This is a genomic window from Klebsiella sp. YJ (assembly GCF_002108615.1).
Lineage (GTDB): Bacteria > Pseudomonadota > Gammaproteobacteria > Enterobacterales > Enterobacteriaceae > Klebsiella > Klebsiella planticola.
In genome coordinates this window covers 56,420-81,301 of sequence record NZ_MTEG01000009.1, presented here as the reverse complement: position 1 = coordinate 81,301, position 24,882 = coordinate 56,420, and the positions used below count along the sequence as shown (strand labels likewise).

25 protein-coding genes and 3 tRNA genes are annotated in these 24,882 nt (G+C 56.8%); 12 read left to right on the top strand and 16 right to left on the bottom strand.

All coding sequences use genetic code 11. The features are described 5' to 3' along the window. The 3 genes from amiB to nnr are packed head-to-tail and all read right to left on the bottom strand — an operon-like array spanning position 1 to position 3,315. Positions 1 to 1,341 carry an N-acetylmuramoyl-L-alanine amidase AmiB gene (gene amiB, locus BV390_RS11790; protein ID WP_032698337.1) on the bottom strand — a complete coding sequence of 447 codons (1,341 nt, stop codon included), beginning with the start codon at positions 1,339 to 1,341 and terminating at the stop codon, positions 1 to 3. A gap of 11 nt (positions 1,342 to 1,352) precedes the next feature. Continuing rightward, positions 1,353 to 1,811 carry a tRNA (adenosine(37)-N6)-threonylcarbamoyltransferase complex ATPase subunit type 1 TsaE gene (tsaE, locus tag BV390_RS11785; protein WP_032689837.1) on the bottom strand — a complete coding sequence of 153 codons (459 nt, stop codon included), beginning with the start codon at positions 1,809 to 1,811 and terminating at the stop codon, positions 1,353 to 1,355. After that, a complete protein-coding gene (gene nnr / locus BV390_RS11780) occupies positions 1,780 to 3,315 on the bottom strand; it encodes a bifunctional ADP-dependent NAD(P)H-hydrate dehydratase/NAD(P)H-hydrate epimerase (protein ID WP_162180054.1) in 1,536 nt (511 codons plus the stop codon). The genes tsaE and nnr overlap by 32 nt, the downstream gene beginning before the upstream one ends. Before the next feature lie 13 nt (positions 3,316 to 3,328). Here nnr and queG point away from each other — a divergent pair, with 13 nt between their 5' ends. After that, complete coding sequence (gene queG, locus BV390_RS11775) at positions 3,329 to 4,468, top strand: tRNA epoxyqueuosine(34) reductase QueG (RefSeq protein WP_032697146.1); 1,140 nt, start codon at positions 3,329 to 3,331, stop codon at positions 4,466 to 4,468. A gap of 271 nt (positions 4,469 to 4,739) precedes the next feature. Here queG and BV390_RS11770 read toward each other — a convergent pair. The 3 genes from BV390_RS11770 to BV390_RS11760 all read right to left on the bottom strand — a co-directional run bounded on the left by BV390_RS11770 (position 4,740) and on the right by BV390_RS11760 (position 5,014). After that, positions 4,740 to 4,815: transfer RNA gene (locus tag BV390_RS11770), tRNA-Gly, on the bottom strand. Positions 4,816 to 4,839: 24 nt separating this feature from the next. After that, a tRNA-Gly gene (locus tag BV390_RS11765) sits at positions 4,840 to 4,915 on the bottom strand. A 23-nt stretch (positions 4,916 to 4,938) separates the two neighbouring features. Further along, a tRNA-Gly gene (locus tag BV390_RS11760) sits at positions 4,939 to 5,014 on the bottom strand. Between the two features lie 286 nt (positions 5,015 to 5,300). On the opposite strand from BV390_RS11760, the gene BV390_RS11755 reads away from it, so the two are divergent. After that, positions 5,301 to 6,035 (top strand): arginine ABC transporter substrate-binding protein, encoded by a 735-nt coding sequence (locus tag BV390_RS11755; RefSeq protein ID WP_032697145.1) that lies wholly within the window; start codon positions 5,301 to 5,303, stop codon positions 6,033 to 6,035. Between the two features lie 38 nt (positions 6,036 to 6,073). On the opposite strand, the gene orn is transcribed toward BV390_RS11755, so the two are convergent. Further along, the gene (gene orn, locus BV390_RS11750; RefSeq protein ID WP_032697144.1) at positions 6,074 to 6,619 is read right to left on the bottom strand and encodes an oligoribonuclease; all 546 of its coding nucleotides are present in this window, start codon (positions 6,617 to 6,619) and stop codon (positions 6,074 to 6,076) included. 160 nt (positions 6,620 to 6,779) lie between these two features. Here orn and rsgA point away from each other — a divergent pair, with 160 nt between their 5' ends. From rsgA to mscM, 3 genes are all read left to right on the top strand, one after another. Continuing rightward, a complete protein-coding gene (rsgA, locus tag BV390_RS11745) occupies positions 6,780 to 7,841 on the top strand; it encodes a small ribosomal subunit biogenesis GTPase RsgA (protein ID WP_032697143.1) in 1,062 nt (353 codons plus the stop codon). Between the two features lie 94 nt (positions 7,842 to 7,935). Next, positions 7,936 to 8,862, top strand: coding sequence for an archaetidylserine decarboxylase (asd, locus tag BV390_RS11740; protein WP_032689844.1), 927 nt, complete (start codon positions 7,936 to 7,938; stop codon positions 8,860 to 8,862). A 24-nt stretch (positions 8,863 to 8,886) separates the two neighbouring features. Then, positions 8,887 to 12,213, top strand: coding sequence for a miniconductance mechanosensitive channel MscM (gene mscM, locus BV390_RS11735; protein ID WP_032689845.1), 3,327 nt, complete (start codon positions 8,887 to 8,889; stop codon positions 12,211 to 12,213). Positions 12,214 to 12,297: 84 nt separating this feature from the next. Here mscM and epmA read toward each other — a convergent pair whose 3' ends face one another. After that, the gene (epmA, locus tag BV390_RS11730) at positions 12,298 to 13,275 is read right to left on the bottom strand and encodes an elongation factor P--(R)-beta-lysine ligase (protein WP_032689847.1); all 978 of its coding nucleotides are present in this window, start codon (positions 13,273 to 13,275) and stop codon (positions 12,298 to 12,300) included. Positions 13,276 to 13,551: 276 nt separating this feature from the next. Between epmA and frdA the strand changes: the two genes are divergently transcribed. The 5 genes from frdA to BV390_RS11705 all read left to right on the top strand — a co-directional run bounded on the left by frdA (position 13,552) and on the right by BV390_RS11705 (position 17,488). After that, positions 13,552 to 15,342 carry a fumarate reductase (quinol) flavoprotein subunit gene (frdA, locus tag BV390_RS11725; RefSeq protein ID WP_032689848.1) on the top strand — a complete coding sequence of 597 codons (1,791 nt, stop codon included), beginning with the start codon at positions 13,552 to 13,554 and terminating at the stop codon, positions 15,340 to 15,342. Then, positions 15,335 to 16,069, top strand: a complete 735-nt coding sequence (frdB, locus tag BV390_RS11720) for a fumarate reductase iron-sulfur protein (RefSeq protein WP_032689849.1) — start codon at positions 15,335 to 15,337, stop codon at positions 16,067 to 16,069. Before frdA ends, frdB begins: the two co-directional genes overlap by 8 nt. Before the next feature lie 10 nt (positions 16,070 to 16,079). Beyond that, positions 16,080 to 16,475, top strand: a complete 396-nt coding sequence (gene frdC, locus BV390_RS11715) for a fumarate reductase subunit FrdC (protein ID WP_032689850.1) — start codon at positions 16,080 to 16,082, stop codon at positions 16,473 to 16,475. A gap of 10 nt (positions 16,476 to 16,485) precedes the next feature. Then, positions 16,486 to 16,845, top strand: a complete 360-nt coding sequence (gene frdD / locus BV390_RS11710) for a fumarate reductase subunit FrdD (RefSeq protein ID WP_032689851.1) — start codon at positions 16,486 to 16,488, stop codon at positions 16,843 to 16,845. 112 nt (positions 16,846 to 16,957) lie between these two features. Further along, positions 16,958 to 17,488: a lipocalin family protein gene (locus BV390_RS11705; protein ID WP_032689853.1), complete on the top strand. Its 531-nt coding sequence runs from the start codon at positions 16,958 to 16,960 to the stop codon at positions 17,486 to 17,488. On the opposite strand, the gene sugE is transcribed toward BV390_RS11705, so the two are convergent. The 4 genes from sugE to efp form a co-directional block, all read right to left on the bottom strand. Continuing rightward, complete coding sequence (sugE, locus tag BV390_RS11700) at positions 17,489 to 17,806, bottom strand: quaternary ammonium compound efflux SMR transporter SugE (protein ID WP_032689854.1); 318 nt, start codon at positions 17,804 to 17,806, stop codon at positions 17,489 to 17,491. 140 nt (positions 17,807 to 17,946) lie between these two features. After that, a complete protein-coding gene (gene ecnB, locus BV390_RS11695; protein WP_004097935.1) occupies positions 17,947 to 18,093 on the bottom strand; it encodes a lipoprotein toxin entericidin B in 147 nt (48 codons plus the stop codon). A 173-nt stretch (positions 18,094 to 18,266) separates the two neighbouring features. Continuing rightward, positions 18,267 to 18,398 (bottom strand): entericidin A/B family lipoprotein, encoded by a 132-nt coding sequence (locus tag BV390_RS11690; protein ID WP_085396954.1) that lies wholly within the window; start codon positions 18,396 to 18,398, stop codon positions 18,267 to 18,269. Between the two features lie 103 nt (positions 18,399 to 18,501). Beyond that, entirely contained in the window at positions 18,502 to 19,068 is a 567-nt protein-coding gene (gene efp, locus BV390_RS11685; protein ID WP_004856970.1) for an elongation factor P, read from the bottom strand. Between the two features lie 40 nt (positions 19,069 to 19,108). Here efp and epmB point away from each other — a divergent pair, with 40 nt between their 5' ends. Then, the gene (epmB, locus tag BV390_RS11680) at positions 19,109 to 20,140 is read left to right on the top strand and encodes an EF-P beta-lysylation protein EpmB (protein WP_004856965.1); all 1,032 of its coding nucleotides are present in this window, start codon (positions 19,109 to 19,111) and stop codon (positions 20,138 to 20,140) included. Positions 20,141 to 20,247: 107 nt separating this feature from the next. On the opposite strand, the gene BV390_RS11675 is transcribed toward epmB, so the two are convergent. The 3 genes from BV390_RS11675 to BV390_RS11665 form a co-directional block, all read right to left on the bottom strand. Then, positions 20,248 to 20,601 (bottom strand): DUF4156 domain-containing protein, encoded by a 354-nt coding sequence (locus BV390_RS11675; protein WP_004856962.1) that lies wholly within the window; start codon positions 20,599 to 20,601, stop codon positions 20,248 to 20,250. Between the two features lie 133 nt (positions 20,602 to 20,734). Then, complete coding sequence (groL, locus tag BV390_RS11670; RefSeq protein ID WP_004856960.1) at positions 20,735 to 22,381, bottom strand: chaperonin GroEL; 1,647 nt, start codon at positions 22,379 to 22,381, stop codon at positions 20,735 to 20,737. Between the two features lie 39 nt (positions 22,382 to 22,420). After that, entirely contained in the window at positions 22,421 to 22,714 is a 294-nt protein-coding gene (locus BV390_RS11665; RefSeq protein WP_003855929.1) for a co-chaperone GroES, read from the bottom strand. A gap of 230 nt (positions 22,715 to 22,944) precedes the next feature. Here BV390_RS11665 and yjeH point away from each other — a divergent pair, with 230 nt between their 5' ends. Beyond that, positions 22,945 to 24,201 (top strand): L-methionine/branched-chain amino acid transporter, encoded by a 1,257-nt coding sequence (gene yjeH, locus BV390_RS11660; protein ID WP_032697139.1) that lies wholly within the window; start codon positions 22,945 to 22,947, stop codon positions 24,199 to 24,201. A 96-nt stretch (positions 24,202 to 24,297) separates the two neighbouring features. Here yjeH and BV390_RS11655 read toward each other — a convergent pair whose 3' ends face one another. Continuing rightward, positions 24,298 to 24,768, bottom strand: coding sequence for an FxsA family protein (locus BV390_RS11655; RefSeq protein WP_032689856.1), 471 nt, complete (start codon positions 24,766 to 24,768; stop codon positions 24,298 to 24,300). Between the last annotated feature and the right edge of the window lie 114 nt (positions 24,769 to 24,882).

Genomic DNA, 24,882 nt, shown 5'->3' with positions numbered 1-24,882 from the left:
TTAATTGATCAACGTCCTGCCAGGCGAAGTGGCGCTGGCGGTTTGGGCGGTCTCTCCGCGCGGTGCCGACTGAAGCGGATGTTGCATAAAGTAGTTACGCAGGCCGTTATAAATGGCTTCGGCAATCTGCTGCTGATAATTGTCGCTGCCTAACAGGCGCTCTTCTCCGGTGTTGCTGATGAAGCCGGTTTCCACCAGGATCGACGGAATATCCGGCGAGCGCAATACGCCAAGGCTGGCATGCTCAGGGCGGCGTTTGTGCAGATCGCCCACCCGCTGCAGCTGGCTCAATACGTTTGTCGCCACATCATAGCCAACGCGCTGTGAATGACCGAACTGTAAATCCAGAACCGCCTGGCTCAGGTAAGGGTCCGACTGGCTGTTCGCCAGCACATCGCCCGCGCCGCCCAGCAGTTCAGACTGCTTCTCATGCTGCTCGAGCCAGCCCGCCATCTCACTGTTCGCACGACGGTTGGACAGCACCCATACCGACGCGCCGGTGGCATCGCGATTCGGTGCCGCATCGGCGTGAATGGACACCAGGAAGTTAGCATTCTGCTTACGCGCCACGTCCGAACGCCCCATCACCGAAATAAAGTAATCCCCATCGCGGGTCAACACTGGCTTGAATAGCGGATCGGCATTTAACAGCGCGCGCAGTTTGCGAGCGATGGCAATCGTGACATTCTTCTCTTTGGTGCCGTTCGGTCCAATCGCGCCAGGATCCTGTCCACCGTGACCGGCATCAATGGCGATAATCACCTTATCATCCGACGCCACCGCACGGCTTACCGGGCGCGTCACGCTCTGGCTGCTGGTCATCGCCGTTTGTCGTTCGCTACCGGACGATTTGAACGGATTCCGTGCGGGCTCAGCCGGGCGTACAGGCTGCACGACAGGGGCTTCTACCCGTTTGGCTACCACCGGCGGCGGTGGTGGAGGCGGCGGAGGCGGAGCATCGGCGTTAATGGTGAAAACCACGGTGTAGTTTGAGCCATTTTGCTGCTTCACCGCGCGCGTTTTACCATCTTCCGTCAGATCCACCAGCAGTCGCAGAGTCTGGGTATCCTGCGGCGTTCCCGCCCGAATGCTTTTCACCAGATTGTTGCCGCTGAACAGCAGCGGTAGCCCCTGAAGCGCGCCGCTCTGCTTAATATCCAGCGCCACGGTACGCTTGCCCTGTGGAGTGAACGAATATTCGGGATCGCCGATAAAGCTAATCGTAATACGGGCCTGCTGATCTCCATTTGCAACCTGGATATCGGATAAACTTGCCGCAGTGGCCTGAATGCTAAACAGCATCAGCGTCGCGGCCAGCCAACTGGTTATGCGATAGATCATCCCGTTATCCTTCAGGCTAAACGCGTCAATATAGACTCACCCAATGCAGAGACCGCCGTAACGCGCGCCTCACGCCCTTGTGCCTGATATGCAAGATGGATTTCGACATCCGGCTCAGGCAATACACCCGCACCTTGTTGAGGCCACTCCACCAGGCAGATGGCATCATTAGCAAAATAATCACGGATCCCCATAAACTCGAGCTCTTCAGGGTCCGCCAGACGATACAGGTCAAAGTGGTACACCATCAGATGATCGAGCGTATAGGGCTCCACCAGCGTATAGGTCGGGCTTTTGACATTCCCGCGATGGCCGAGCGCGTGTAAAAAGCCGCGGCTGAAGGTCGTTTTCCCCGCCCCTAAATCGCCATACAGATAGATGACCGTCGCGCCAGTACAGGCCTGCGCAATACGGTCACCAAGGTCTAAAGTTGCCTGCTCATCGGCTAAAGGAATCACTCGGTTCATCATGGTTCAGGTCAATCACATCCGGGTTAACAACACGCCTGAGCGTGGAAAAGAGATCGGTCGCCAGCATCCCGCGGCTGCCATAGCGGGCAGCCAGTCGGTCAGCGGCTTCGCCATGCGCCACGCAGCCGGCGCAGGCAGCATCATACGGCGTCAGCCGTTGTCCTGACAGTGCGGCGATAATACCGGTCAGCACATCGCCCATTCCGCCGCTGGCCATCCCGGCATTGCCGGCATCGATAATGCCCATCTCGCCTGCTTCGCTGGCCACCACCGTGCCCGCGCCTTTCAGCACGACCACGCCTCCGTAACGTTTTACCAGACGTTGCGCAGAAAGTAAGCGATCGCTTTCAATTTCTGCCACGTTACAGTTCAGCAGACGGGCGGCTTCACCGGGGTGCGGCGTCAGCACACGATTGTGACGTTTATCGGGATTGATTGCCAGCAGGTTCAACGCATCCGCATCCCATACCATCGGCTTGCGGCAATCCCATACCTGACGCAGCGCCTGGGCTCCCCATTCGTTTTGTCCAAGGCCGGGGCCAATCGCCACCACATCGGCCCACTGCAGGCTGTCATCAACACTCTGCGTCGTCAGCTCGTGGACCATTAATTCAGGCCTGGCGGCGACGATAGGGGCAATGTTTTCTTTGTGAGTGAGCACTCGCACCAAACCCGCCCCCGCCCGTAACGCCGCTTCACCGGCCATGCGGATAGCGCCAGCGGTACCGCGATCGCCACCAATAATCACCAGCTTACCGTGATCGCCTTTATGCGATGTCGGACGTCTTGGAGGGAGCCAGTCGGCCAGCTGTGACGCATCGAAACGCCGCAGCGGCACCGTCTGCGCAGCCAACCAACTTTCGAGTCCCAGCGCGTGGTAGTACAGGCGGCCAACCACATCCCGGGCTTTGCCCGTCAGCAGCCCGGGCTTGAGGCCAATAAACGTGATCGTGCAGGCCGCATCTATCACCGCCCCAGGGGTGCTCCCGGTTTGCGCATTGAGTCCCGAGGGAATATCCAGCGCCACAACCGGCGCAGGATGCGCATTCGCACGCTGGATTAAGGTCGCGATGTTCTCCCGCGGAGCGCTATGCAGCCCGGTGCCAAGAAGCCCGTCGATAATGAGAGAAATATCCTGTGGCCAGGGGATATCTGCGGCGTGAATGGTTCCACCGGCGTTCAACCACGCATCACGCGCGGCGCTGGCTTCTTCCGGCAGCGCTTTCTCGCTCTCGAGTGCCAGCAGCGTGACGGCGATGCCGTCGGCCTGCGCCAGGCGCGCCACCACGTAGCCATCACCACCGTTATTGCCATGACCGCAGAGGATCAGCCAGTGCTTGCTGGCAGGGTAGTCGGCTCGCGCCCGCTGAAAAGCCGCTTCCCCGGCCCGTATCATCAGCTCAAACAGCGTCAGGCCCAGACTGTCCGCCGCCGCTTTTTCCGCGCGCCGCAGCGCATCTGCAGGCCAGATGAAGTGTGGTATACTCACAGGGTTTTTCGTCATCGTATGGTCCATCATGTCTCAGCCCCTCGATCTCAATAAGTTAGCGCAGCAAATCAAGCAATGGGGCACTGAACTGGGGTTCCAGCAGGTCGGGATTACCGATACCGATCTCAGCGCCAGCGAACCTAAACTGCAGGCATGGCTGGATAAACAATACCACGGCGAGATGGAATGGATGGCGCGTCACGGAATGATGCGCGCCCGTCCCCATGAGCTTCAGCCCGGTACGTTACGCGTGATCAGCGTGCGGATGAACTATCTTCCCGCCAACGCCGCTTTTGCCCGCACCCTGAAAGATCCCACGCTGGGTTACGTCAGCCGTTATGCCCTTGGGCGTGATTATCATAAACTGTTGCGTAACCGCCTGAAAAAACTCGGAGAGATGATTCAGGAACAGTGTGCTTCGCTCAATTTTAGACCGTTTGTCGATTCTGCGCCCATTCTGGAGCGCCCTTTGGCGGAAAAAGCCGGACTTGGCTGGACCGGCAAGCACTCGCTGATTCTCAACCGCGATGCCGGATCGTTCTTTTTCCTCGGCGAACTGCTCGTTGATATTCCGCTCCCCATCGACAGTCCGGTGACGGAAGAGTGCGGCCGTTGCGTGGCCTGCATGACTATCTGCCCCACCGGCGCGATTGTCGAACCCTATACCGTGGATGCCCGCCGCTGTATCTCCTATCTGACCATTGAGCTGGAAGGCGCCATTCCCGAGGAGTTTCGCCCGCTGATCGGCAACCGCATTTACGGCTGCGATGACTGTCAGTTGATTTGCCCGTGGAACCGCTTCTCGCAGTTAACGGACGAAGCGGATTTCAGCCCGCGTAAAGCGCTGCATGCGCCGCCGCTGGTAGAGCTGTTTGCGTGGAGCGAAGCCCATTTTCTCAAGGTGACGGAGGGTTCTGCCATTCGCCGCATCGGTCATCTGCGCTGGCTACGGAATATTGCCGTTGCATTGGGCAATGCGCCGTGGGATGAAGCGCATCTGACGGCGCTGGAAAGTCGCCGAGGTGAGCACCCACTACTCGATGAACACATTGAGTGGGCGGTGGCGCAGCAAATCGACAAGCGCAATGCCAACGTGGTTGAAGTGCAGTTGCCGAAGAAACAGCGTCTGGTCCGGGTGATTGAGAAAGGGTTGCCGAGGGATGCCTGATTCATTCACAGGCTGTGAATAAAAACAAAAATACATTGCGTTTCAACACGCAGACGTTCGTCAAGTGATCGAATTAACACTTTGAAATGAAATTTATTTGTTAAATATCAAATAGATAGATTGATATCATTCAACAAGTGAAGTTTTTCAACGTCAGGCGGAAAGAGTTTAACCTGTGGATAACTCTGTTTACAGTATTTTTCTTACGACAGCGGAAAGCATCCCCGGTGCGATTTTGCACTGTGGATAAACTGGAGATGAGAAGAAATTTTGGAGCGGGAAACGAGACTCGAACTCGCGACCCCGACCTTGGCAAGGTCGTGCTCTACCAACTGAGCTATTCCCGCTTGGGTATGGTGACTTTCAAATTTTGGAGCGGGAAACGAGACTCGAACTCGCGACCCCGACCTTGGCAAGGTCGTGCTCTACCAACTGAGCTATTCCCGCTTGGGTATGGTGCTTTCAAATTTTGGAGCGGGAAACGAGACTCGAACTCGCGACCCCGACCTTGGCAAGGTCGTGCTCTACCAACTGAGCTATTCCCGCATACTTCTTGCCATATTTCTACGGCGCCGTGATGTGCATTTCTGCTTCGTCACGGGAGGCGCATTATACGAGAATTCGATTTACCTGCAACCCCCCTGCGAACACTTTTTTGCGTTTTTTGTCTGAATGGACATTTTATCGCCAGACACACCGCCAAATTGTACAAATAAGCATCGGGCAAGGCAAAATAACTTTTTCCAGCCGTGCTAAAGGCGCAAAATCGCTCAGATTTCCGGGTCGCGATACCCGCTAACGGTCAACAACCATGACAAACAGGGAAATTCAGATGACAAGAGCGCTTTCCGTCCTGCTGCTGACCACGCTGCTTGCTGCAGGGACAGCATCTGCGACGACGCTGCATTTCGGCACCACGACGGCCAATCCGCCCTTTGAAACCGTGAATGCGAAAAACCAGCCCTCAGGGTTTGATATCGATCTGGCCAAAGCGCTGTGTAAACAGATGCAGGCCGAATGCAAATTTACCCCGCAGGACTTCAATACGCTGATTCCCGCGCTGCGCTTTAAAAAATTCGATGCCATCATTGCCGGCATTGAAGTCATCCCCATGCGCGAAAAGCAGGTCGCCTTTACCCAGCCCTATCGTCAGACGCTCTCCGGCGTGGTCGTGACGGAAAAAGGGGCCGCCCACCGCTTCGCCGATCTGAAGGGCAAGAAGCTCGGCGTCGTTAAAGGCACCGTCCATCAGCACTATCTGCACGATAAACAAAAAGGGGTCAACGTCATCGAGTATGACAATGAGGCCAGTGCACTGGCCGCGCTGAAAGAGGGGAGCGTGAATGCGGTAATGGGTGACCAGACCACCCTCGACCCGTGGCTGCAGGAGAATCCTGACTACGCCATGATGGATGAACGAGCGACCGACCCGAAATATTACGGCAAGCAATATGCCATTGCGCTACGTAAAGACGATCCGGAGCTGCTCAATGCCATGAATGCTGCGCTGGAGGTGGTTAAGGCGTCGCCTGACTTCCAGGCGATGGAACAGAAGTGGTTTAAATAAGAGAGCAACGCCGGGGCCATCTGACCCCGGCGCTGGTATTACAACTTGATAAAGTTCTCGCGATAGTAAGCCAGTTCCGCTACCGACTCGCGGATATCATCCATCGCCTGATGGGTGCCCTGCTTTTTAAAACCATCAAGGATTTCCGGCTTCCAGCGGCGCGCCAGCTCTTTCAGCGTGCTAACGTCGAGGTAGCGGTAGTGGAAATAAGCTTCCAGCTCAGGCATATATTTGAACAGGAAGCGGCGATCCTGACCAATGCTGTTGCCGCAGATAGGCGATTTGCCCGCCGGCACCCACTGTTTAAGAAAGTCGAGGGTCGCCAGTTCCGCTTCGCGATCGCCCAGGGTGCTGGCCTTAACGCGTTCGACCAGCCCGCTCCCGGTATGCGTGCGCACGTTCCACTCATCCATCAGCGCCAGCTGCGCGTCGGACTGGTGAACCGCAATCGTCGGCCCTTCCGCCAGAATATTCAGGTGCGCATCGGTCACCAGAGTGGCGATTTCAATAATGCGATCGCGCTCAGGATCCAGCCCGGTCATTTCGAGATCGATCCAAATCAGGTTGTTTTCATCTGCACTCATGCTATTTTCCACCCATAATTTTACAATTCTGGCCCGTAAAACTTCAGGATGCAGGCAAAGCAACGTACCAGCATCTTGCAAGATGACGGGTCGATATTCATCTTAGATAGCGTGTATCATAGAGGTTTTGCCCACTTAGGGCGACCAGGAGCCAGTCCGATTGAGTAAAAATAAACTCTCCAAAGGCCAACAGCGCCGCGTGAAGGCCAACCACCAGCGCCGCCTGAAAACGACTTCGGAGAAGGCCGATTACGATGACAACCTGTTTGGTGAAACCTCCGAAGGGATCGTCATCAGCCGCTTTGGCATGCATGCCGATGTCGAATCCGCCGACGGTAGCGTTCACCGCTGCAATATTCGCCGCACAATCCGTTCGCTGGTGACCGGCGATCGCGTCGTCTGGAGACCAGGTAAAGATGCCGCCGACGGCGTCAATGTGAAGGGGATTGTGGAGGCGGTACACGACCGAACCTCCGTCCTGACCCGTCCGGACTTTTACGATGGCGTCAAACCCATCGCCGCCAATATCGATCAAATCGTCATTGTTTCCGCGATCCTGCCCGAGCTGTCCCTGAACATTATCGACCGCTATCTGGTCGCCTGTGAGACGCTGGACGTTGAACCGCTGATTGTGCTCAATAAGACCGATCTGCTGGATGCCGACGGCATGGCCTTCGTTAACGAGCAGATGGATATCTACCGCGGCATCGGCTATCGCGTGCTGATGGTTTCCAGTCGTACTCAGGATGGCCTCAAGCCGCTTGAGGAAGCGCTCACAGACCGCATCAGTATCTTTGCCGGGCAGTCCGGGGTAGGCAAATCCAGCCTGCTGAATGCGCTGCTGGGTCTGCATGAAGATCAGATCCTGACCAATGACGTCTCTGACAACTCAGGACTTGGCCAGCACACCACCACCGCCGCGCGCCTCTATCACTTCCCGCACGGCGGCGATGTCATTGACTCCCCCGGCGTTCGCGAATTCGGCCTGTGGCACCTGGAGGCGGAACAAATTACCCACGGCTTTGTCGAATTCCATGATTATTTAGGCCGTTGTAAATATCGCGACTGCAAGCACGATACCGATCCGGGCTGCGCCATTCGTGAAGCGGTAGAAAATGGCCACATCGCCGGGAGCCGTTTTGAAAACTATCACCGCATTCTGGAAAGCATGACTCAGGTACAGGTAAAAACGCGTAAAAGCTTTTCATCATCCGATGACTGACATTTAAGCTGAGCATCGTTAGAATCGTCCCCTTTTTTCAGGACCCCGCACGTTGACGGGGTCAGGAACGACAAATCATGGCCTGGAGGCTACCTTGTTAAACGATCTTAAACTTTCACTGCAATACATTCTGCCTAAACTGTGGCTCACCCGCCTCGCAGGCTGGGGTGCGAGCAAACGAGCGGGTTGGCTGACAAAGCTGGTCATCGATCTGTTCGTGAAATGCTACAAGGTCGATATGAAAGAGGCGCAAAAGCCTGATACCGCCAGCTACCGCACCTTTAACGATTTCTTCGTGCGCCCGCTGCGCGAAGACGCCCGTCCGCTGAACACCGATCCTAACGTGCTGGTCATGCCTGCCGATGGCGTCATCAGCCAGCTGGGCGCCATCGAAGATGACAAAATTTTGCAGGCCAAAGGCCACAACTACACCCTGGAAGCGCTGCTGGCAGGGAACTACCAGATGGCCGATCTGTTCCGCAACGGTACCTTCGCCACCACCTACCTGTCGCCGCGTGACTATCACCGCGTCCACATGCCGTGCAACGGTATCCTGCGTGAAATGATCTACGTCCCGGGGGATCTGTTCTCCGTTAACCACCTGACCGCACAGAACGTTCCGAATCTGTTTGCCCGTAACGAGCGCGTTATCTGCCTGTTTGATACTGAATTTGGCCCGATGGCGCAAATTCTGGTGGGGGCGACGATTGTTGGCAGCATTGAAACCGTGTGGTCCGGTACCGTGACCCCGCCGCGTGAAGGCGTTATCAAACGCTGGACCTGGCCGGCGGGCGACAGCGAAGGTTCCGTCGCGCTGCTGAAAGGCCAGGAGATGGGCCGCTTTAAGCTCGGTTCGACGGTAATCAACCTGTTTGCCCCGGGCAAAGTGAAGCTGGTTGAACAGCTGAAAAGCCTCTCCGCCACCCAACTCGGCCAGCCGCTGGCAACTGCCGTAGAGACCATGTCCGCGACCGCAGATGGCGTCAGCCCACTGAGCGACGCGACGCAAGACGAAGGTTAATTCCTGACAAAAAAGGGTTATGCCGTGCGCCTGATATATATTTTCCTGCTGGCCTGGAGCCTCAGTCTGGGGGCGTACGCAGCGACAGCCCCCGATGCGAAACAGATCGCTCAGGAACTGGAACAGGCGAAGGCGGCAAAACCCGCTCAGCCTGGTACCGTTGAAGCCTTACAATCTGCACTGAACGCGCTCGAGGAACGCAGCGCCTCCCTTGAGCGCGCGCGCCAGTACCAGCAGGTTATCGATAATTTCCCCAAACTTTTCCAGACGCTGCGTTCGCAGATCGGCAATCTGCCCGATGAGCCGCGCCAGGTCTCAACCAACCTCTCCACGGATGCGCTGAACCAGGAAATCCTGCAGGTCAGCAGTCAGCTGCTCGAAGCCAGCCGCCAGGCCCAGCAGGAGCAGGAACGCGCCCGCGATATCGCCGATTCGCTTAACCAGCTTCCGCAGCAGCAGAGCGACGCGCGTCGCCAGCTCAATGAAGTTGAGCGCCGCGTCGGCACGCAAACCAGCAATACGCCGCTGGCACAGGCGCAGAATCTTGGTCTGCAGGCGGAATCTGCGCGCCTGAAAGCGCTGGTGAACGAACTGGATCTGGCACAGCTCTCGGCGAACAATCGTCAGGAGCTGTCGCGGATGCGCGGCGATCTGGCGCAGAAGCAGGGCAAGCTGCTCGACGGCTATCTGCAGGCGCTGCGCAATCAGCTCAATAGCCAGCGTCAACGTGAAGCGGAAAAAGCGCTGGAAAGCACCGAGCTGCTGGCAGAGAACAGTGAAAACCTGCCGCCGGAGCTCGTGGCCCAGTTTAAAGTCAACCGTGAGCTGTCACAGGCGCTGAACCAGCAGGCCCAGCGTATGGATCTGGTGGCCTCGCAGCAGCGTCAGGCGGCCAACCAGACGCTGCAGGTGCGCCAGGCGCTGAATACCCTGCGCGAACAGTCGCAGTGGCTGGGCTCCTCCAACCTGCTGGGCGAAGCCCTGCGCGCCCAGGTAGCTCGTCTGCCTGAAACGCCGAAGCCGCAGCAGCTGGATACCGAGATGGCGCAGCTCCGGGTGCAGCGTCTGCATTATGAGGATCTGCTCGGCAGCCAGCCGCAGCTGCGTCTGATTCGCCAGGCGGACGGCGAGCCGCTCACCAGTGAACAAAGCCGCATTCTGGAAGCGCAGCTGCGCACGCAAACCGAGTTGCTCAATTCGCTGCTCCAGGGCGGCGATACGCTGATACTGGAGCTGACCAAGCTGAAGGTCTCCAACGGTCAGCTGGAAGATGCGCTGAAAGAGATCAACGAAGCAACGCACCGCTATCTGTTCTGGACGTCGGACGTCAGCCCAATCGGTTTTTCGTGGCCGCTGGAAATCGTCCACGACCTGCGCCGCCTGGTCTCTCTCGATACCGTCAGCCAGCTTGGCAAAGCCAGCGCCATGATGTTAACCAGCAAGGAGACGCTGCTGCCGCTGTTTGGCGCGCTGATCCTGGTCGGCTTCAGCATCAGTTCGCGCCGCCACTTTACCCGCTTCCTCGAACGCTCCAGCGCCCGCGTCGGCAAAGTCACGCAGGATCATTTCTGGCTCACTCTGCGTACGGTGTTCTGGTCGATTCTGGTGGCCTCTCCCCTCCCCGTGCTGTGGATGACACTGGGCTACGGCCTGCAATCGGCATGGCCCTATCCGCTGGCGGTGGCGATCGGCGAAAGCGTCACCGCCACGGTGCCGCTGCTGTGGGTGGTGATGATTTGCGCCACCTTTGCGCGTCCGAACGGCCTGTTTATCGCGCACTTCGGCTGGCCGCGCAGTCGCGTCAGCAAAGCCATGCGCTACTACCTGATGAGCATCGGCCTGATCGTGCCGCTGATTATCGCGCTGATCATGTTTGATAATCTTAACGACCGGGAGTTTTCCGCTTCGCTCGGCCGCCTCTGCTTCCTGCTGATTTGCGGGGCGCTGGCGCTGGTCACCCTGAGCCTGAAGCATGCCGGGATCCCGCTTTATCTCGATAAAGCCGGGAACGGCGATAACATGGTTAACCGCATGCTGTGGAACCTGCTGCTCGGCGCGCCGTTAATCGCCATGCTGGCGGCGGCGATCGGTTATCTGGCCACCGCCCAGGCGCTGCTGGCAAGGCTGGAAACCTCCGTTGCTATCTGGTTCCTGCTGCTGGTGGTCTACCACATCATTCGCCGCTGGATGCTGATTCAGCGCCGCCGGCTGGCCTTCGATCGCGCGAAACATCGACGGGCGGAAATTCTCGCTCAGCGTGCTCGCGGGGAAGATGACGTCGCCCATTCCAGCAGCCCTGAGGGTTCCGCGGAGAACGAAGTGAGTGAAATCGATCTCGATGCGATCAGTACGCAGTCCCTGCGTCTGGTCCGTTCGCTGCTGATGTTGATCGCGCTGGTCTCGGTGATCGTCCTGTGGTCAGAAATTCACTCCGCCTTCGGCTTCCTCGAAAATATCTCGTTGTGGGATGTCACCTCGACGGTGCAGGGCGTTGAAAGTCTGGAGCCGATTACCCTCGGCGCCGTGCTGATTGCCATTCTGGTGCTGATTATCACCACCCAGCTGGTGCGAAACTTACCGGCGCTGCTGGAGCTGGCGATTCTGCAACACCTCGATCTCACCCCGGGAACCGGGTATGCCATCACCACCATCACCAAATATCTGCTGATGCTGATTGGCGGCCTGATGGGCTTCTCGATGATTGGGATTGAATGGGCCAAGCTGCAGTGGCTGGTCGCCGCCCTCGGCGTAGGGCTGGGCTTTGGTCTCCAGGAGATCTTCGCCAACTTTATCTCCGGCCTGATCATCCTGTTTGAAAAACCGATACGTATTGGCGATACGGTCACGATCCGCGATCTGACCGGCAGCGTCACCCGCATCAATACCCGCGCCACCACCATCAGCGACTGGGACCGTAAAGAGATTATCGTGCCTAACAAGGCCTTCATCACCGAGCAGTTTATCAACTGGTCGCTCTCTGACTCGGTCACCCGCGTGGTGTTAACCATCCCGGCGCCAGCGGATGCCAACACCGAAGAGGTCACGCAGATCCTGATCGCCGCCGCCCACCGCTGTTCGCTGGTGATCGATACGCCGGCGCCGGAAGCGTTCCTCGTCGACCTGCAGCAGGGGATTCAGATTTTCGAGCTGCGTATCTACGCCGCCGAGATGGGGCATCGTATGCCGCTGCGTCACGAGCTCCACCAGCTGATTCTGGCCGGCTATCGTGAACACGGTATCGATATGCCGTTCCCGCCGTTCCAGATGCGTCTGGAAAGTATTGATGGCAGAAAAAGCAGCCGGGCGCTGACGTCAGCCGGGAAATCCAGCCGCACGGCGGGGAGCCTGTAACACCCATCGCGCCTAGACGGCGCGATATCCGTTAGCCTGTCCCGCGCTTCCCTTAGCCCGTTCGGTAAGGGAAGCGGCTGGGCATCAGGCGCGATCGACGGTAAAGGCAATCACTTCGCTGATGCTTTCGGCGCCCAGCGCCAGCATCACCACGCGATCGACCCCCAGCGCCACGCCGGAACAGTCCGGCAGTCCGGCGGCCAGCGCATCAAGCAGATTCCGATCGATAGGCTGCTGCGGCAGACCGCGGGCCGCACGTTTGCGGTTATCCTGCTCGAAACGCTGCTGCTGTTCACGCGCGTCGGTCAGTTCGTGGAAACCATTCGCCAGCTCAATGCCTTTGTAATAGACCTCAAAGCGCTCCGCCACGCGGTGATCTTCGGTGCTGATTTGCGCCAGAGACGCCTGACTGGCCGGGAAGTGATAGACAAAGGTCGGGCGATCTTTACCAATATGCGGCTCGACGCCCATGGTAAACAGCAGCTGCAGCAAGGTATCCCGGTCTTCTTCCGTATCGGCAATATTGCTCAGATCGAGCTTCGCCGCCGCTTCACGCAGCTGCGTCTTATCGGCCGACAGCGGATCAAGCTCAAGATGACGCAGGAACGCCTGCTGATAAGAGAGGCTTTCCGCCGGCTGGCACTCCAGCACCTGCTGAAGCAAGTCATCGACTTCGTTAATCAGCCGATACATGTCATAGCACGGACGATACCACTCCAGCATGGTGAATTCCGGATTGTGGTGACGCCCCATCTCTTCATTGCGGAAGCTACGACACAGCTGGAACACCGGGCCACAGCCCGCGGCCAGCAGGCGCTTCATATGGTATTCCGGGCTGGTCATAAGATAGAGATCCATCCCCTGCGAATAGCCAGGGCCGACGAAACGGGTCTGGAACGGAAACATGTGAATATCCGTCACCGTTGCCTGACTCATGCAAGGCGTCTCCACCTCCAGCACGCCGCGATCGCTAAAGAAACGGCGAATTTCCGCCATTATCGCCGCGCGTTTCAACAGGTTTGGAATGGACGCGCTCGGCTGCCAGGTTGCCGTCTCGCTCATGTTACTTTCTCCGATTTCATACAAGGGCACGAAGTCTACTCGTAACCGTCGGGTGAAACAAATTTTGTGCGAACCGGCCCTCCGGTGACCTACGGAAAAGGTACTGCCGAAGAGAATTCATCACCAGAGCTGATAAACCGGCGCACATATTGACAAAAAAATCGAACACATCAATTTTCCCCATCAACCCTACGGCTATACTCCTTTACCTATAAAGGAGCAGTGATACTTTTTCGCCAGTCCGGCGGCGAAATACACAAAAACTGGAGGAATGTCGTGCAAACTTTTCAAGCCGATCTTGCTGTTATTGGCGCTGGCGGAGCTGGTCTTCGCGCCGCTATTGCCGCGGCGCAGGCAAATCCACATGCCAAAATCGCACTGATTTCAAAAGTCTATCCCATGCGCAGCCATACCGTTGCGGCCGAGGGAGGTTCTGCTGCCGTTGCACAGGATCATGACAGCTTTGAGTACCATTTTCACGACACTGTCGCCGGTGGCGACTGGCTCTGTGAACAGGATGTCGTCGATTACTTTGTCCACCATTGCCCGGAGGAGATGACCCAGCTTGAGCAGTGGGGATGTCCGTGGAGCCGCCGTCCGGACGGTAGCGTCAACGTGCGCCGCTTCGGGGGGATGAAAATCGAACGCACGTGGTTTGCCGCCGATAAGACCGGCTTCCATATGTTGCATACCCTGTTCCAGACCTCCCTCCAGTTCCCCCAAATCCAACGCTTCGATGAACATTTCGTCCTCGACATTCTGGTCGACGATGGTCAGGCCCGTGGCCTGGTGGCGATGAATATGATGGAAGGTTCGCTGGTGCAAATCCGCGCAAATGCGGTGGTTATGGCGACCGGCGGCGCGGGACGTGTCTATCGCTATAACACCAACGGCGGCATCGTCACCGGTGACGGTATGGGCATGGCGCTGAGCCATGGCGTACCGCTGCGCGATATGGAGTTTGTCCAGTATCACCCAACCGGCCTGCCCGGCTCCGGCATTCTGATGACCGAAGGCTGTCGCGGCGAAGGCGGTATTCTGGTCAACAAAAATGGCTACCGCTACCTGCAGGATTACGGCATGGGTCCGGAAACCCCGCTGGGTGAGCCTAAAAACAAATATATGGAGCTCGGTCCGCGCGACAAAGTCTCCCAGGCCTTCTGGCATGAATGGCGTAAAGGCAACACCATCCCGACGCCGCGTGGCGACGTGGTCTATCTCGACCTGCGTCATCTCGGTGAGAAAAAGCTGCTCGAACGCCTGCCGTTTATCTGCGAGCTGGCCAAAGCCTATGTCGGCGTTGACCCGGTGAAAGAGCCGATTCCGGTGCGTCCGACCGCACACTACACCATGGGCGGCATTGAAACCGACCAGCAGTGTGAAACGCGGATTAAAGGCCTGTTCGCGGTTGGCGAATGTTCTTCCGTCGGTCTGCATGGCGCCAACCGCCTCGGCTCCAACTCGCTGGCAGAACTGGTGGTATTTGGCCGCCTCGCCGGTGAACAGGCGATGACGCGCGCTGCACAAGCCGGTGAAATGAACGTTGCGGCGCTGGACGCGCAGGCTGCCGATGTAGAAAAACGTCTGAAAGATCTCGTCAATCAGGAAGGTAACGAGAACTGGGCGAAAATTCGCGATGAAATGGGGCTGTCGATGGAAGAAGGCTGCGGTATCTATCGCACGCCGGAGCTGATGCAGAAAACCATCGATAAGCTGGCGGAGCTGCAGGAGCGCTTTAAGCGCGTGCGCATTACCGACAACTCCAGCGTCTTCAACACCGACCTGCTCTACACCATCGAACTGGGCCATGGCCTGAACGTTGCCGAATGTATGGCGCACTCCGCTATTGCACGTAAAGAGTCACGCGGCGCGCACCAGCGTCTGGATGAAGGCTGCACCGAACGAGATGATGTCAATTTCCTCAAACATACGCTGGCTTTCCGCGATGCGGATGGCACCACGCGCCTGGAGTATGGCGAGGTGAAAATCACCTCTCTGCCGCCGGCGAAACGCGTATATGGCGCAGAAGCGGAAGCAGCCGAGAAGAAGGAGACGGCAAATGGCTGAGATGAAAAACCTCAAAATTGAAGTGGTGCGCTACAACCCGGAAGTGGACACCGCCCCGCACAGCGCGTTCTATGAAGTGCCTTATGATGAACAAACCTCGCTGCTCGACGCGCTGGGTTATATCAAAGATAACCTTGCGCCAGACCTCAGCTATCGCTGGTCCTGCCGCATGGCGATCTGCGGTTCCTGTGGGATGATGGTCAACAAAGTGCCGAAACTGGCCTGTAAAACCTTCCTGCGCGAATACACCAAGGGCATTAAGGTTGAGGCGCTGGCCAACTTCCCGATTGAACGCGATCTGGTGGTCGATATGACCCACTTTATCGAGAGTCTGGAGGCCATTAAGCCCTATATCATTGGCAATCCGCGCACACCGGATCAGGGGCCAAACAAGCAAACCCCGGCGCAGATGGCCAAATACCATCAGTTCTCCGGCTGTATCAACTGCGGCCTGTGCTACGCCGCCTGCCCGCAGTTTGGTCTTAATCCGGAGTTTATCGGTCCGGCAGCCATCACCCTCGCCCATCGCTACAACGAAGACAGTCGCGACCACGGCAAGAAGGAGCGCATGGCGCAGCTTAACGGTCAGAACGGCGTCTGGACCTGTACCTTCGTTGGCTATTGCTCGGAAGTCTGTCCGAAGCATGTCGATCCGGCAGCCGCCATTCAGCAGGGCAAGGTAGAAAGCTCGAAAGACTTTCTTATCGCGACCCTGAAACCACGCTAAGGAGTGCATGATGACGACTAAACGCAAACCCTACGTGCGGCCGATGACGTCCACCTGGTGGAAAAAACTGCCGTTTTATCGCTTCTATATGGTGCGTGAAGGAACCGCAGTGCCAACGGTATGGTTCAGTATCGTGCTGATTTACGGTCTGTTTGCCCTGAAGCATGGCGCAGAAAGCTGGGCTGGCTATGTCGGCTTCCTGCAAAATCCGGTGGTGGTGGTCCTGAACCTGATCACCCTGGGCGCCGCGCTGCTGCACACAAAAACCTGGTTTGAGCTGGCGCCGAAAGCCGCCAATATCATTATTAAGGGTGAAAAAATGGGGCCAGAGCCGGTGATTAAAGGGCTTTGGGTGGTGACCGCGCTGGTGACCGTGGTGATCCTGTTTGTTGCTCTGTTCTGGTAAGGAGGCTGAAATGATCAATCCCAACCCGAAACGTTCCGATGAACCGGTATTCTGGGGGCTGTTTGGCGCAGGCGGTATGTGGGGCGCGATTGTCGCGCCGGTCATGGTGCTGCTGGTCGGTATTCTGCTGCCGTTAGGCCTGGCGCCGGGCGATGCATTCAGCTACGAGCGCGTACTGGGCTTTGCCCAGAGCTTTGTGGGCCGCGCCTTTATCTTCCTGATGATCGTCCTGCCGCTGTGGTGCGGGCTACACCGTATCCATCACGCCATGCACGACCTGAAAATTCACGTTCCGAATGGTAAGTGGGTCTTCTACGGCCTGGCCGCGATCCTGAGCGTTGTGACGCTGATTGGCGTGTTATTCATTTAACCTCCCTGCAGCCCGGTAGCATTCTGTTATCGGGCTCTCTTTTGCAGAAAATATCCCCGCTTTTCTCCAGATAGAATCTACACTTAGCTAAAAAGCCAGCAAGGAAAATGCTATGCGTGTGCTGCCCATTATTGCGGTTGTTGCCGCCTCGTTTCTGGTTGTTGCCTGTAGCACGCCAACGCCGCCACAAGGCGTAACGGTGGTCAGTCCATTTGATACCCAGCGCTATCTCGGCACCTGGTATGAAATAGCCCGCTTTGACCATCAGTTTGAAAGTGGCCTTGAAAAAGTGACCGCCACCTACAGCCTGCGCGATGATGGCGGACTGGATGTGGTGAACAAAGGCTATAACCCCGATCGGGGCATGTGGCAGAAAACCGATGGCGTGGCCTACTTCACCGGCCAGCCGACCCGTGCCGCGCTGAAAGTCTCCTTTTTCGGCCCTTTCTACGGCGGCTACAACGTGATCGCCCTGGATAAAGATTATCGCTACGCGCTGGTCTGCGGGCCAGACCGCGATTATCTGTGGCTACTGGCCCGCTCGCCAAAGGTCTCACCGGAAGTGAAACAACAGATGCTGGACATCGCCACCCGACAGGGCTTCGACGTCAGCAAACTTATCTGGGTTAACCAGCGCTATTAGTCAGTGCGCGCTGATTTTCAGCCCGATAATACCGACAACGATACACGCCAGGCTGGCAATACGCATGGCGCTGGCGGACTCGCCCAGCAGGACGATCCCGGTGATCGCCGCGCCTACTGCGCCAATTCCCGTCCAGACCGCATAGGCGGTGCCGACGGGCAGCGTTTTCATCGCCCATGACAGTAGCGCCATGCTGAGCACCATAGCCACAATCGTGATCACGCTTGGCAGCAGGCGACTAAAACCGTGGGTGTATTTCAGACCAACCGCCCAGACCACTTCCAGCAGACCGGCGATAAATAAAACGAACCAGGACACAGAACCCCCTTGATGGGGCCGTCCCCGAATGCGATACGCTTACAGGTCGTCCCGTAAGGTGTGGATGAAAGCACAGAGATTATAACCAGCAGAACGTACGATGGAAAGAACGGTACGGCCAGTCACCGTACCGTCAGGGTCTATTGCTGAGCTTTTGTCGCAGCCCCAGAAATGGCACTGCCGCCTTCTGAAATATCCTGACCCACACCACGTGTTGTATTACATGCGGTCAGCACAGAAGAGAGGGCCAAAACCGTAAAGAACGCTGCAATTGCTTTTTTCACCATAATATCATCCTTATTACCAGTTTTAGTTATCGTGCCCTATAAGCATAGACAACCTGACCCAGGATGGCGGAATCTCAGCGTTTTTTAAGAGAAAAGGAGTGAATTAGCGGAAGGTGTAAGCGAAACGGTACAGCGAAGCGGTGATCAAAGCAAAAGGTCGGGCCAAAAGGCGTTTAGCTGACCGCACGCGAAATCGCATGCCCCAGCCCCTGGATGTCTTCGCCAACGCCGCGGGCGGTATTGCATCCGGTAAGCAATATTGCGCTCAGAGAGAGCACCAGCAGAAGTTTTATCACGTTGTTCATCTTCCCTGCCTGCGGTTAATGAGCTGCTGTTTCCTTAACGGCTATTCCCTTGAGGGCTATAGCAGGCGCAGCACGCTGCTGCGCCAACCCTCTATGGCATGAATTACTTCACGCGGGATACGTATTCGCCAGAGCGAGTATCCACTTTGATGACTTCGCCAATCTGAACGAACAGCGGTACTTTAACCACTGCGCCAGTAGACAGCGTCGCCGGTTTACCGCCGGTACCTGCGGTATCACCTTTCAGGCCTGGATCGGTTTCCACGATTTCCAGCTCAACGAAGTTCGGCGGGGTGACGGAGATAGGCTGACCGTTCCACAGGGTCACGATGCACTCAGCCTGATCCAGCAGCCATTTTGCGTTATCGCCTACGGCTTTCGCATCGGCAGCCAGCTGCTCGAAAGTGGAGTTGTTCATGAAGTGATAGAACTCACCGTCGTTGTACAGGTAAGTCAGGTTCATATCAACAACGTCTGCGCCTTCGGCGGAATCGGTAGATTTGAAGGTTTTCTCTACGCGAGTCCCGGTCAGCAGACGGCGCAGCTTAACGCGGGCAAAAGCCTGGCCTTTGCCTGGTTTTACGAATTCACTGGCTTCAACGGCATAAGGTTCGCCGTCCATCATGATTTTAAGACCGGCACGAAAATCGTTGCTATAGTAAGTCGCCATAAGGCCCTCTAAATTTGTTAATTGGTAGCTAAGCCACAAAATGGCGCATATTGTAACCCTAAATACCCCATCCAGAGAAGATTGGTTAACGCAACTTGCAGATGTTGTGACCAGTCCCGATGAACTGCTGCATCTTTTAAATGTAGACGCTGATGCGAACCTGCTGGCGGGACGCGAGGCAAAACGCCTCTTCGCCCTGCGCGTGCCGCGGGCATTTATCGCCCGTATGGAGCCGGGAAATCCCAACGATCCCCTGCTTCGTCAGGTACTTACCTCACAAGATGAGTTTATTTCAGCGCCGGGTTTTTCCACCGATCCGCTGGAGGAACAGCACAGCGTGGTACCCGGTCTGCTGCATAAATACCGCAACCGGGCGCTGCTGCTGGTCAAGGGCGGTTGCGCGGTAAATTGCCGCTATTGTTTCCGCAGACACTTCCCTTATGCCGAAAATCAAGGCAATAAGCGTAACTGGCAGGCGGCGCTGGAGTACATTGCCGCGCACCCGCAGCTCGATGAGATTATTTTTTCCGGCGGTGACCCGCTGATGGCGAAAGATCATGAGCTGGACTGGCTGCTCACTCAGCTGGAAGCGATCCCGCACATTAAGCGTCTGCGCATTCACAGCCGCCTGCCCGTCGTCATCCCGGCGCGGATTACCGATGCGCTGGCCGCACGCTTTGCCAGCTCATCGCTGCAGGTGCTGCTGGTCAATCATATCAACCACGCCAATGAGATTGATGCCGATTTCCGCGCTGCGATGGCGCGCTTGCGTCAAGCCGGTGTCACGCTGCTGAATCAAAGCGTTCTGCTGCGCGGCGTCAACGACAATGCACACACGCTGGCCGCTCTGAGCAATGCCCTGTTCGATGCCGGCGTCATGCCTTATTACCTTCACGTGCTGGATAAAGTCCAGGGCGCGGCCCATTTTATGGTCGAAGACGAAGAGGCCCGCGCCATCATGCGTGAGCTGCTGACGCTGGTTTCAGGGTATATGGTGCCAAGACTGGCGCGGGAAATCGGCGGTGAGCCAAGTAAGACACCGCTGGATTTGGGCTTAAAACAACATTCGTGAAAAGGTCTGCCGGGGAAAAGCTGGCAGACCGCCGATTCACAGACTGACTGAACGCGTGGAGATCGCCCGGGCCCTCTGACCATCGACGGCAGAGGCCCGGAATCAAATCAGTTCGGGCACTTATAGACCTGGCCGTTCATTTCGCTATCGGTTGGCACAAAGCTCGACAGCAGATTCTGCGTCGGGCTGCTCACGCCATAAATCACGTTGCCGCCCATCGCCGCAGCCTGGTTGCGCAGCGCGTTAGCTGCGCCACGCATGGAGCCGCCTTCATCACCGTTCTGCCCGGACAGCCAGTTGCTCTGCTTGCCCGTCGCGGTCCCCAACAGCTGGCAATCCGCACCCGGCTTATCTTCAACAAAGCGTACGCTCTGTCCGCCTGAGCTCAGTTCGTTGCTGGAACTGCAACCCGCTAACAATAATGCTGCGCCGACAATCCCTGCTAAATATCTTACCTGCATGTTATTCCCCATGATCAATGAGCTGGACGCGCTGGCCCGGATGTACACCTTATACTAAAAAGATGAGAAAAAGAAAAACCCTCGAGCATTTCTGCCCGGGGGTTTCTTTGTTTCTAAGGGGTATAGCGCACGATTACATCATGCCGCCCATACCGCCCATGCCACCCATGCCGCCAGCAGCGCCTAAATCGGCTGCGTCGCTTTTCGGCAGGTCGGTCACCATGCACTCGGTGGTGATCATCAGACCAGCAACGGATGCAGCGTACTGCAGAGCAGAACGCGTCACTTTAGTCGGGTCCAGGATACCGAAGTCGATCATGTTGCCGTATTCTTCAGTTGCCGCGTTATAACCGTAGTTGCCTTCACCCGCTTTCACGTTGTTAGCAACAACAGACGGCTCTTCGCCGGCGTTGGACACGATCTGACGCAGCGGAGCTTCCATTGCGCGCAGCGCAACTTTGATACCGACGTTCTGATCTTCGTTCTGAGCGGTCAGGCCAGCCAGTTTAGCGGCAACGCGCACCAGCGCAACGCCACCACCGGCAACAACACCTTCTTCTACCGCAGCACGGGTTGCGTGCAGAGCATCGTCAACGCGCGCTTTTTTCTCTTTCATTTCAACTTCGGTCGCTGCACCGACTTTGATTACCGCAACGCCGCCAGCCAGTTTCGCTACGCGCTCCTGCAGTTTTTCACGGTCGTAGTCAGAGGTCGCTTCTTCGATCTGCTTACGGATCTGAGCAACGCGGCCCTGAATTGCGCCTTCTTCACCCACGCCATCGATGATGGTGGTGGTGTCTTTGTTGATCACAACGCGTTTCGCCTGACCCAGGTCTTCCAGCGTCGCTTTTTCCAGCTCCATACCAATCTCTTCAGAGATGACGGTACCGCCAGTCAGGGTAGCGATGTCCTGCAGCATAGCTTTACGACGGTCGCCGAAGCCCGGTGCTTTAACAGCAGCGACTTTCACGATACCGCGCATGGTGTTGACCACCAGAGTGGCCAGCGCTTCGCCTTCAACGTCTTCAGCGATGATAACCAGCGGTTTGCCTGCTTTCGCAACGGCTTCCAGAACCGGCAGCATTTCGCGGATGTTGGAGACTTTTTTGTCAGCCAGCAGGATGAACGGGCTTTCCAGTTCAACAGCGCCAGTTTCCGGCTTGTTGATGAAGTACGGGGAGAGGTAGCCACGGTCGAACTGCATACCTTCAACAACGTCCAGTTCGTCTTCCAGACCGGTACCGTCTTCAACGGTGATAACGCCTTCTTTACCGACTTTGTCCATCGCTTCCGCGATCAGTTTACCTACGGTTTCATCGGAGTTAGCGGAGATGGTACCAACCTGAGCGATAGCTTTAGAGTCGGAGCACGGTACGGAGAGCGTTTTCAGTTCTTCAACGGCAGCCACGACAGCTTTGTCGATACCGCGTTTCAGATCCATCGGGTTCATGCCAGCAGCAACGGCTTTCAGGCCTTCTGCGATGATAGCCTGAGCCAGTACGGTTGCGGTGGTGGTACCGTCACCTGCAGCGTCGTTCGCTTTAGAGGCAACTTCTTTCACCATCTGCGCGCCCATGTTTTCGAACTTGTCTTCCAGCTCGATTTCACGCGCTACGGAAACACCATCTTTGGTGATGGTCGGTGCACCGAAAGATTTATCCAGAACCACGTTACGGCCTTTCGGGCCCAGGGTCACTTTCACTGCATCTGCCAGTACGTTCACGCCGCGCAGCATTTTTACACGAGCGTCGTTACCGAATTTTACGTCTTTAGCTGCCATTTTTTCTATTCCTCAAATTCGTTCAGTTTCGCGCGCGAATTACGCTTCAACAATTGCCAGAATGTCGCTTTCAGACATGATCAGCACTTCTTCATTGTCGATTTTTTCAGATTTCACACCGTAGCCGTCGTTGAAAATAACGATGTCGCCAACTTTAACGTCCAGCGGCTGCACAGTTCCGTTTTCCAGGATGCGGCCCTTACCGACAGCGATGATTTCGCCACGAGTTGATTTGGCTGCCGCAGAACCGGTCAGAACGATGCCGCCTGCAGATTTGGTTTCAACTTCTTTACGTTTGACGATCACACGATCATGTAACGGACGAATACTCATTGATAGCTCTCCTTTGAGAAAGTCATTATCAGTTATGGGTGACACCGGCCCGTATACGGTTTTCCGGCTAGTGCCTGAGAGATGGGGGTGGGTTTTCGCGCTTCAAGGGGGAAAGTTAAAAAAAAATTTTTCCTCGTGCGCTGACGCACAGAAACAGATGCCGGTTTGCCATCGTCATAAGCAAAAACGATTGTGATACCATCGATCTTTTGTCAGGGCAGGATGGCATCATGAGTGGTTTAAAACAGGAGTTAGGTCTGGCTCAGGGAGTGGGGCTGCTTTCTACGTCGCTACTCGGCACCGGCGTCTTTGCCGTTCCCGCTCTTGCCGCACTGGTGGCGGGAGATAACAGCCTGTGGGCCTGGCCCGCGCTCATTTTGCTGGTCTTCCCGATCGCTATCGTCTTTGCCGTCCTTGGCCGTCACTTCCCCAGCGCGGGCGGCGTGGCACACTTCGTCAATATGGCATTTGGTTCCCATATGGAACGCGTCACCGGCTGGCTGTTCCTGTCGGTCATTCCGGTTGGGCTACCGGCGGCGCTGCATATCGCCACCGGCTTCGGCCAGGCGCTGTTTGGCTGGCACGACAGCCAGCTGCTGCTCGCGGAGCTGGGGACGCTGGCCATCATCTGGTGGGTCGGGTCGCGGGGCGCAAGCTCCAGCGCGAATCTACAAACGCTGGTAGCGGTTCTGATCGTCGCGCTGATCGTCGCTATCTGGTGGCGCGGCGGGATTAGCCCGGCGCAAATCCCCTTTCCGGCGCCGGCGGATATCGATCGCTCCCGCCTTTTTGCCGCCCTGTCGGTGATGTTCTGGTGTTTCGTCGGCCTTGAAGCCTTCGCCCATCTGGCATCGGAATTTAAACGCCCGGAGCGCGATTTCCCCCGTGCACTCATGATCGGCCTGCTGCTGGCGGGCTCCGTTTACTGGGCCTGTACCGTGCTGGTCCTGCATTTTCACGCCTTCGGCAGCGATATGGCCGCCGCCGCATCGCTGCCCAATATCGTGGTGCGCCTGTTTGGCGTGCAGGCACTGTGGATCGCCTGCGTCATTGGCTATCTCGCCTGCTTCGCCAGCCTCAATATCTATATCCAGAGTTTTGCCCGTCTGGTCTGGTCGCAGGCGCAGTACAAGCCAGAAAGCTATCTCGCCCGCCTCTCGCCGCAGCAAATCCCACGCAATGCGCTCAACGTGGTGCTGGGCTGCTGTGTCATCAGCACGCTCGCCATCTACTGGCTGGATATCAACCTCGATGCGCTGATCGTCTATGCCAACGGCATCTTTATTATGATTTATCTGCTGTGCATGCTGGCGGGCTGCCGGTTACTGCGGGGGCGCTATCGGGTTCTGGCGTTCATCGGGAGCCTGCTCTGCCTCCTGTTACTGGCGATGGTCGGCTGGAAAAGCCTGTACGCTCTGCTGGTGATGGCGGCGCTGTGGCTGTGGCTGCCAAAGCGCCGTCCGGCGGCGCTTCCCCACCATCATTGAGAATGAAACAGCCCATAAAAAAGCCGGATAGCGCAACGCATATCCGGCTCATCAGCTATATCACCGTATCAACCCGGCCTTGCCGGGCCTGAGGGTTTAGCGGTCGTCTTTATGATCCAGACGGTCGCGCTCTTCATCTTTGCGCTGGAACTCCCCGTCAAAGGTCTCACCGCCTCCGGTTCCCGCGCTAAAACCACCGCCGGGCATCCGGCTAAAGCGTAAGTGCGGCATCAGCTTCAGGGTCAGGTGTTTCTGTACCGGCGGCAGCAGAAGCAGCAGGCCGAGGAAATCGGTAAAGAACCCCGGCAGCAAGAGCAGCAGACCGGCGATAATCAGCGAGACGCTTTTAATCATTTCTGCCGCCGGGCTTTCACCAGCCGCCATTTTCTGCTGCATCAGCATAAAGTTTTTAAAGCCCTGGTTGCGCACCAGCGACATACCGACCACCGAGCTAAAGATCACCAGAATCAGCGTCAACAGAACGCCAAGCACGTGAGCCACCTGGATAAAGATCGATATCTCAATATAAACGTATAAAAAAATGGCAATAAACGGAATCCAACGCACTGGCGTCTCCTTCATTAGCGGGGTTCACTATCGGCCCCCGCAGTCATCGGTGTGCTTTTCGCATCACATCAATATTGGGCTCAAACAGCACATTTCAATCGGCAGAAGCGCTTA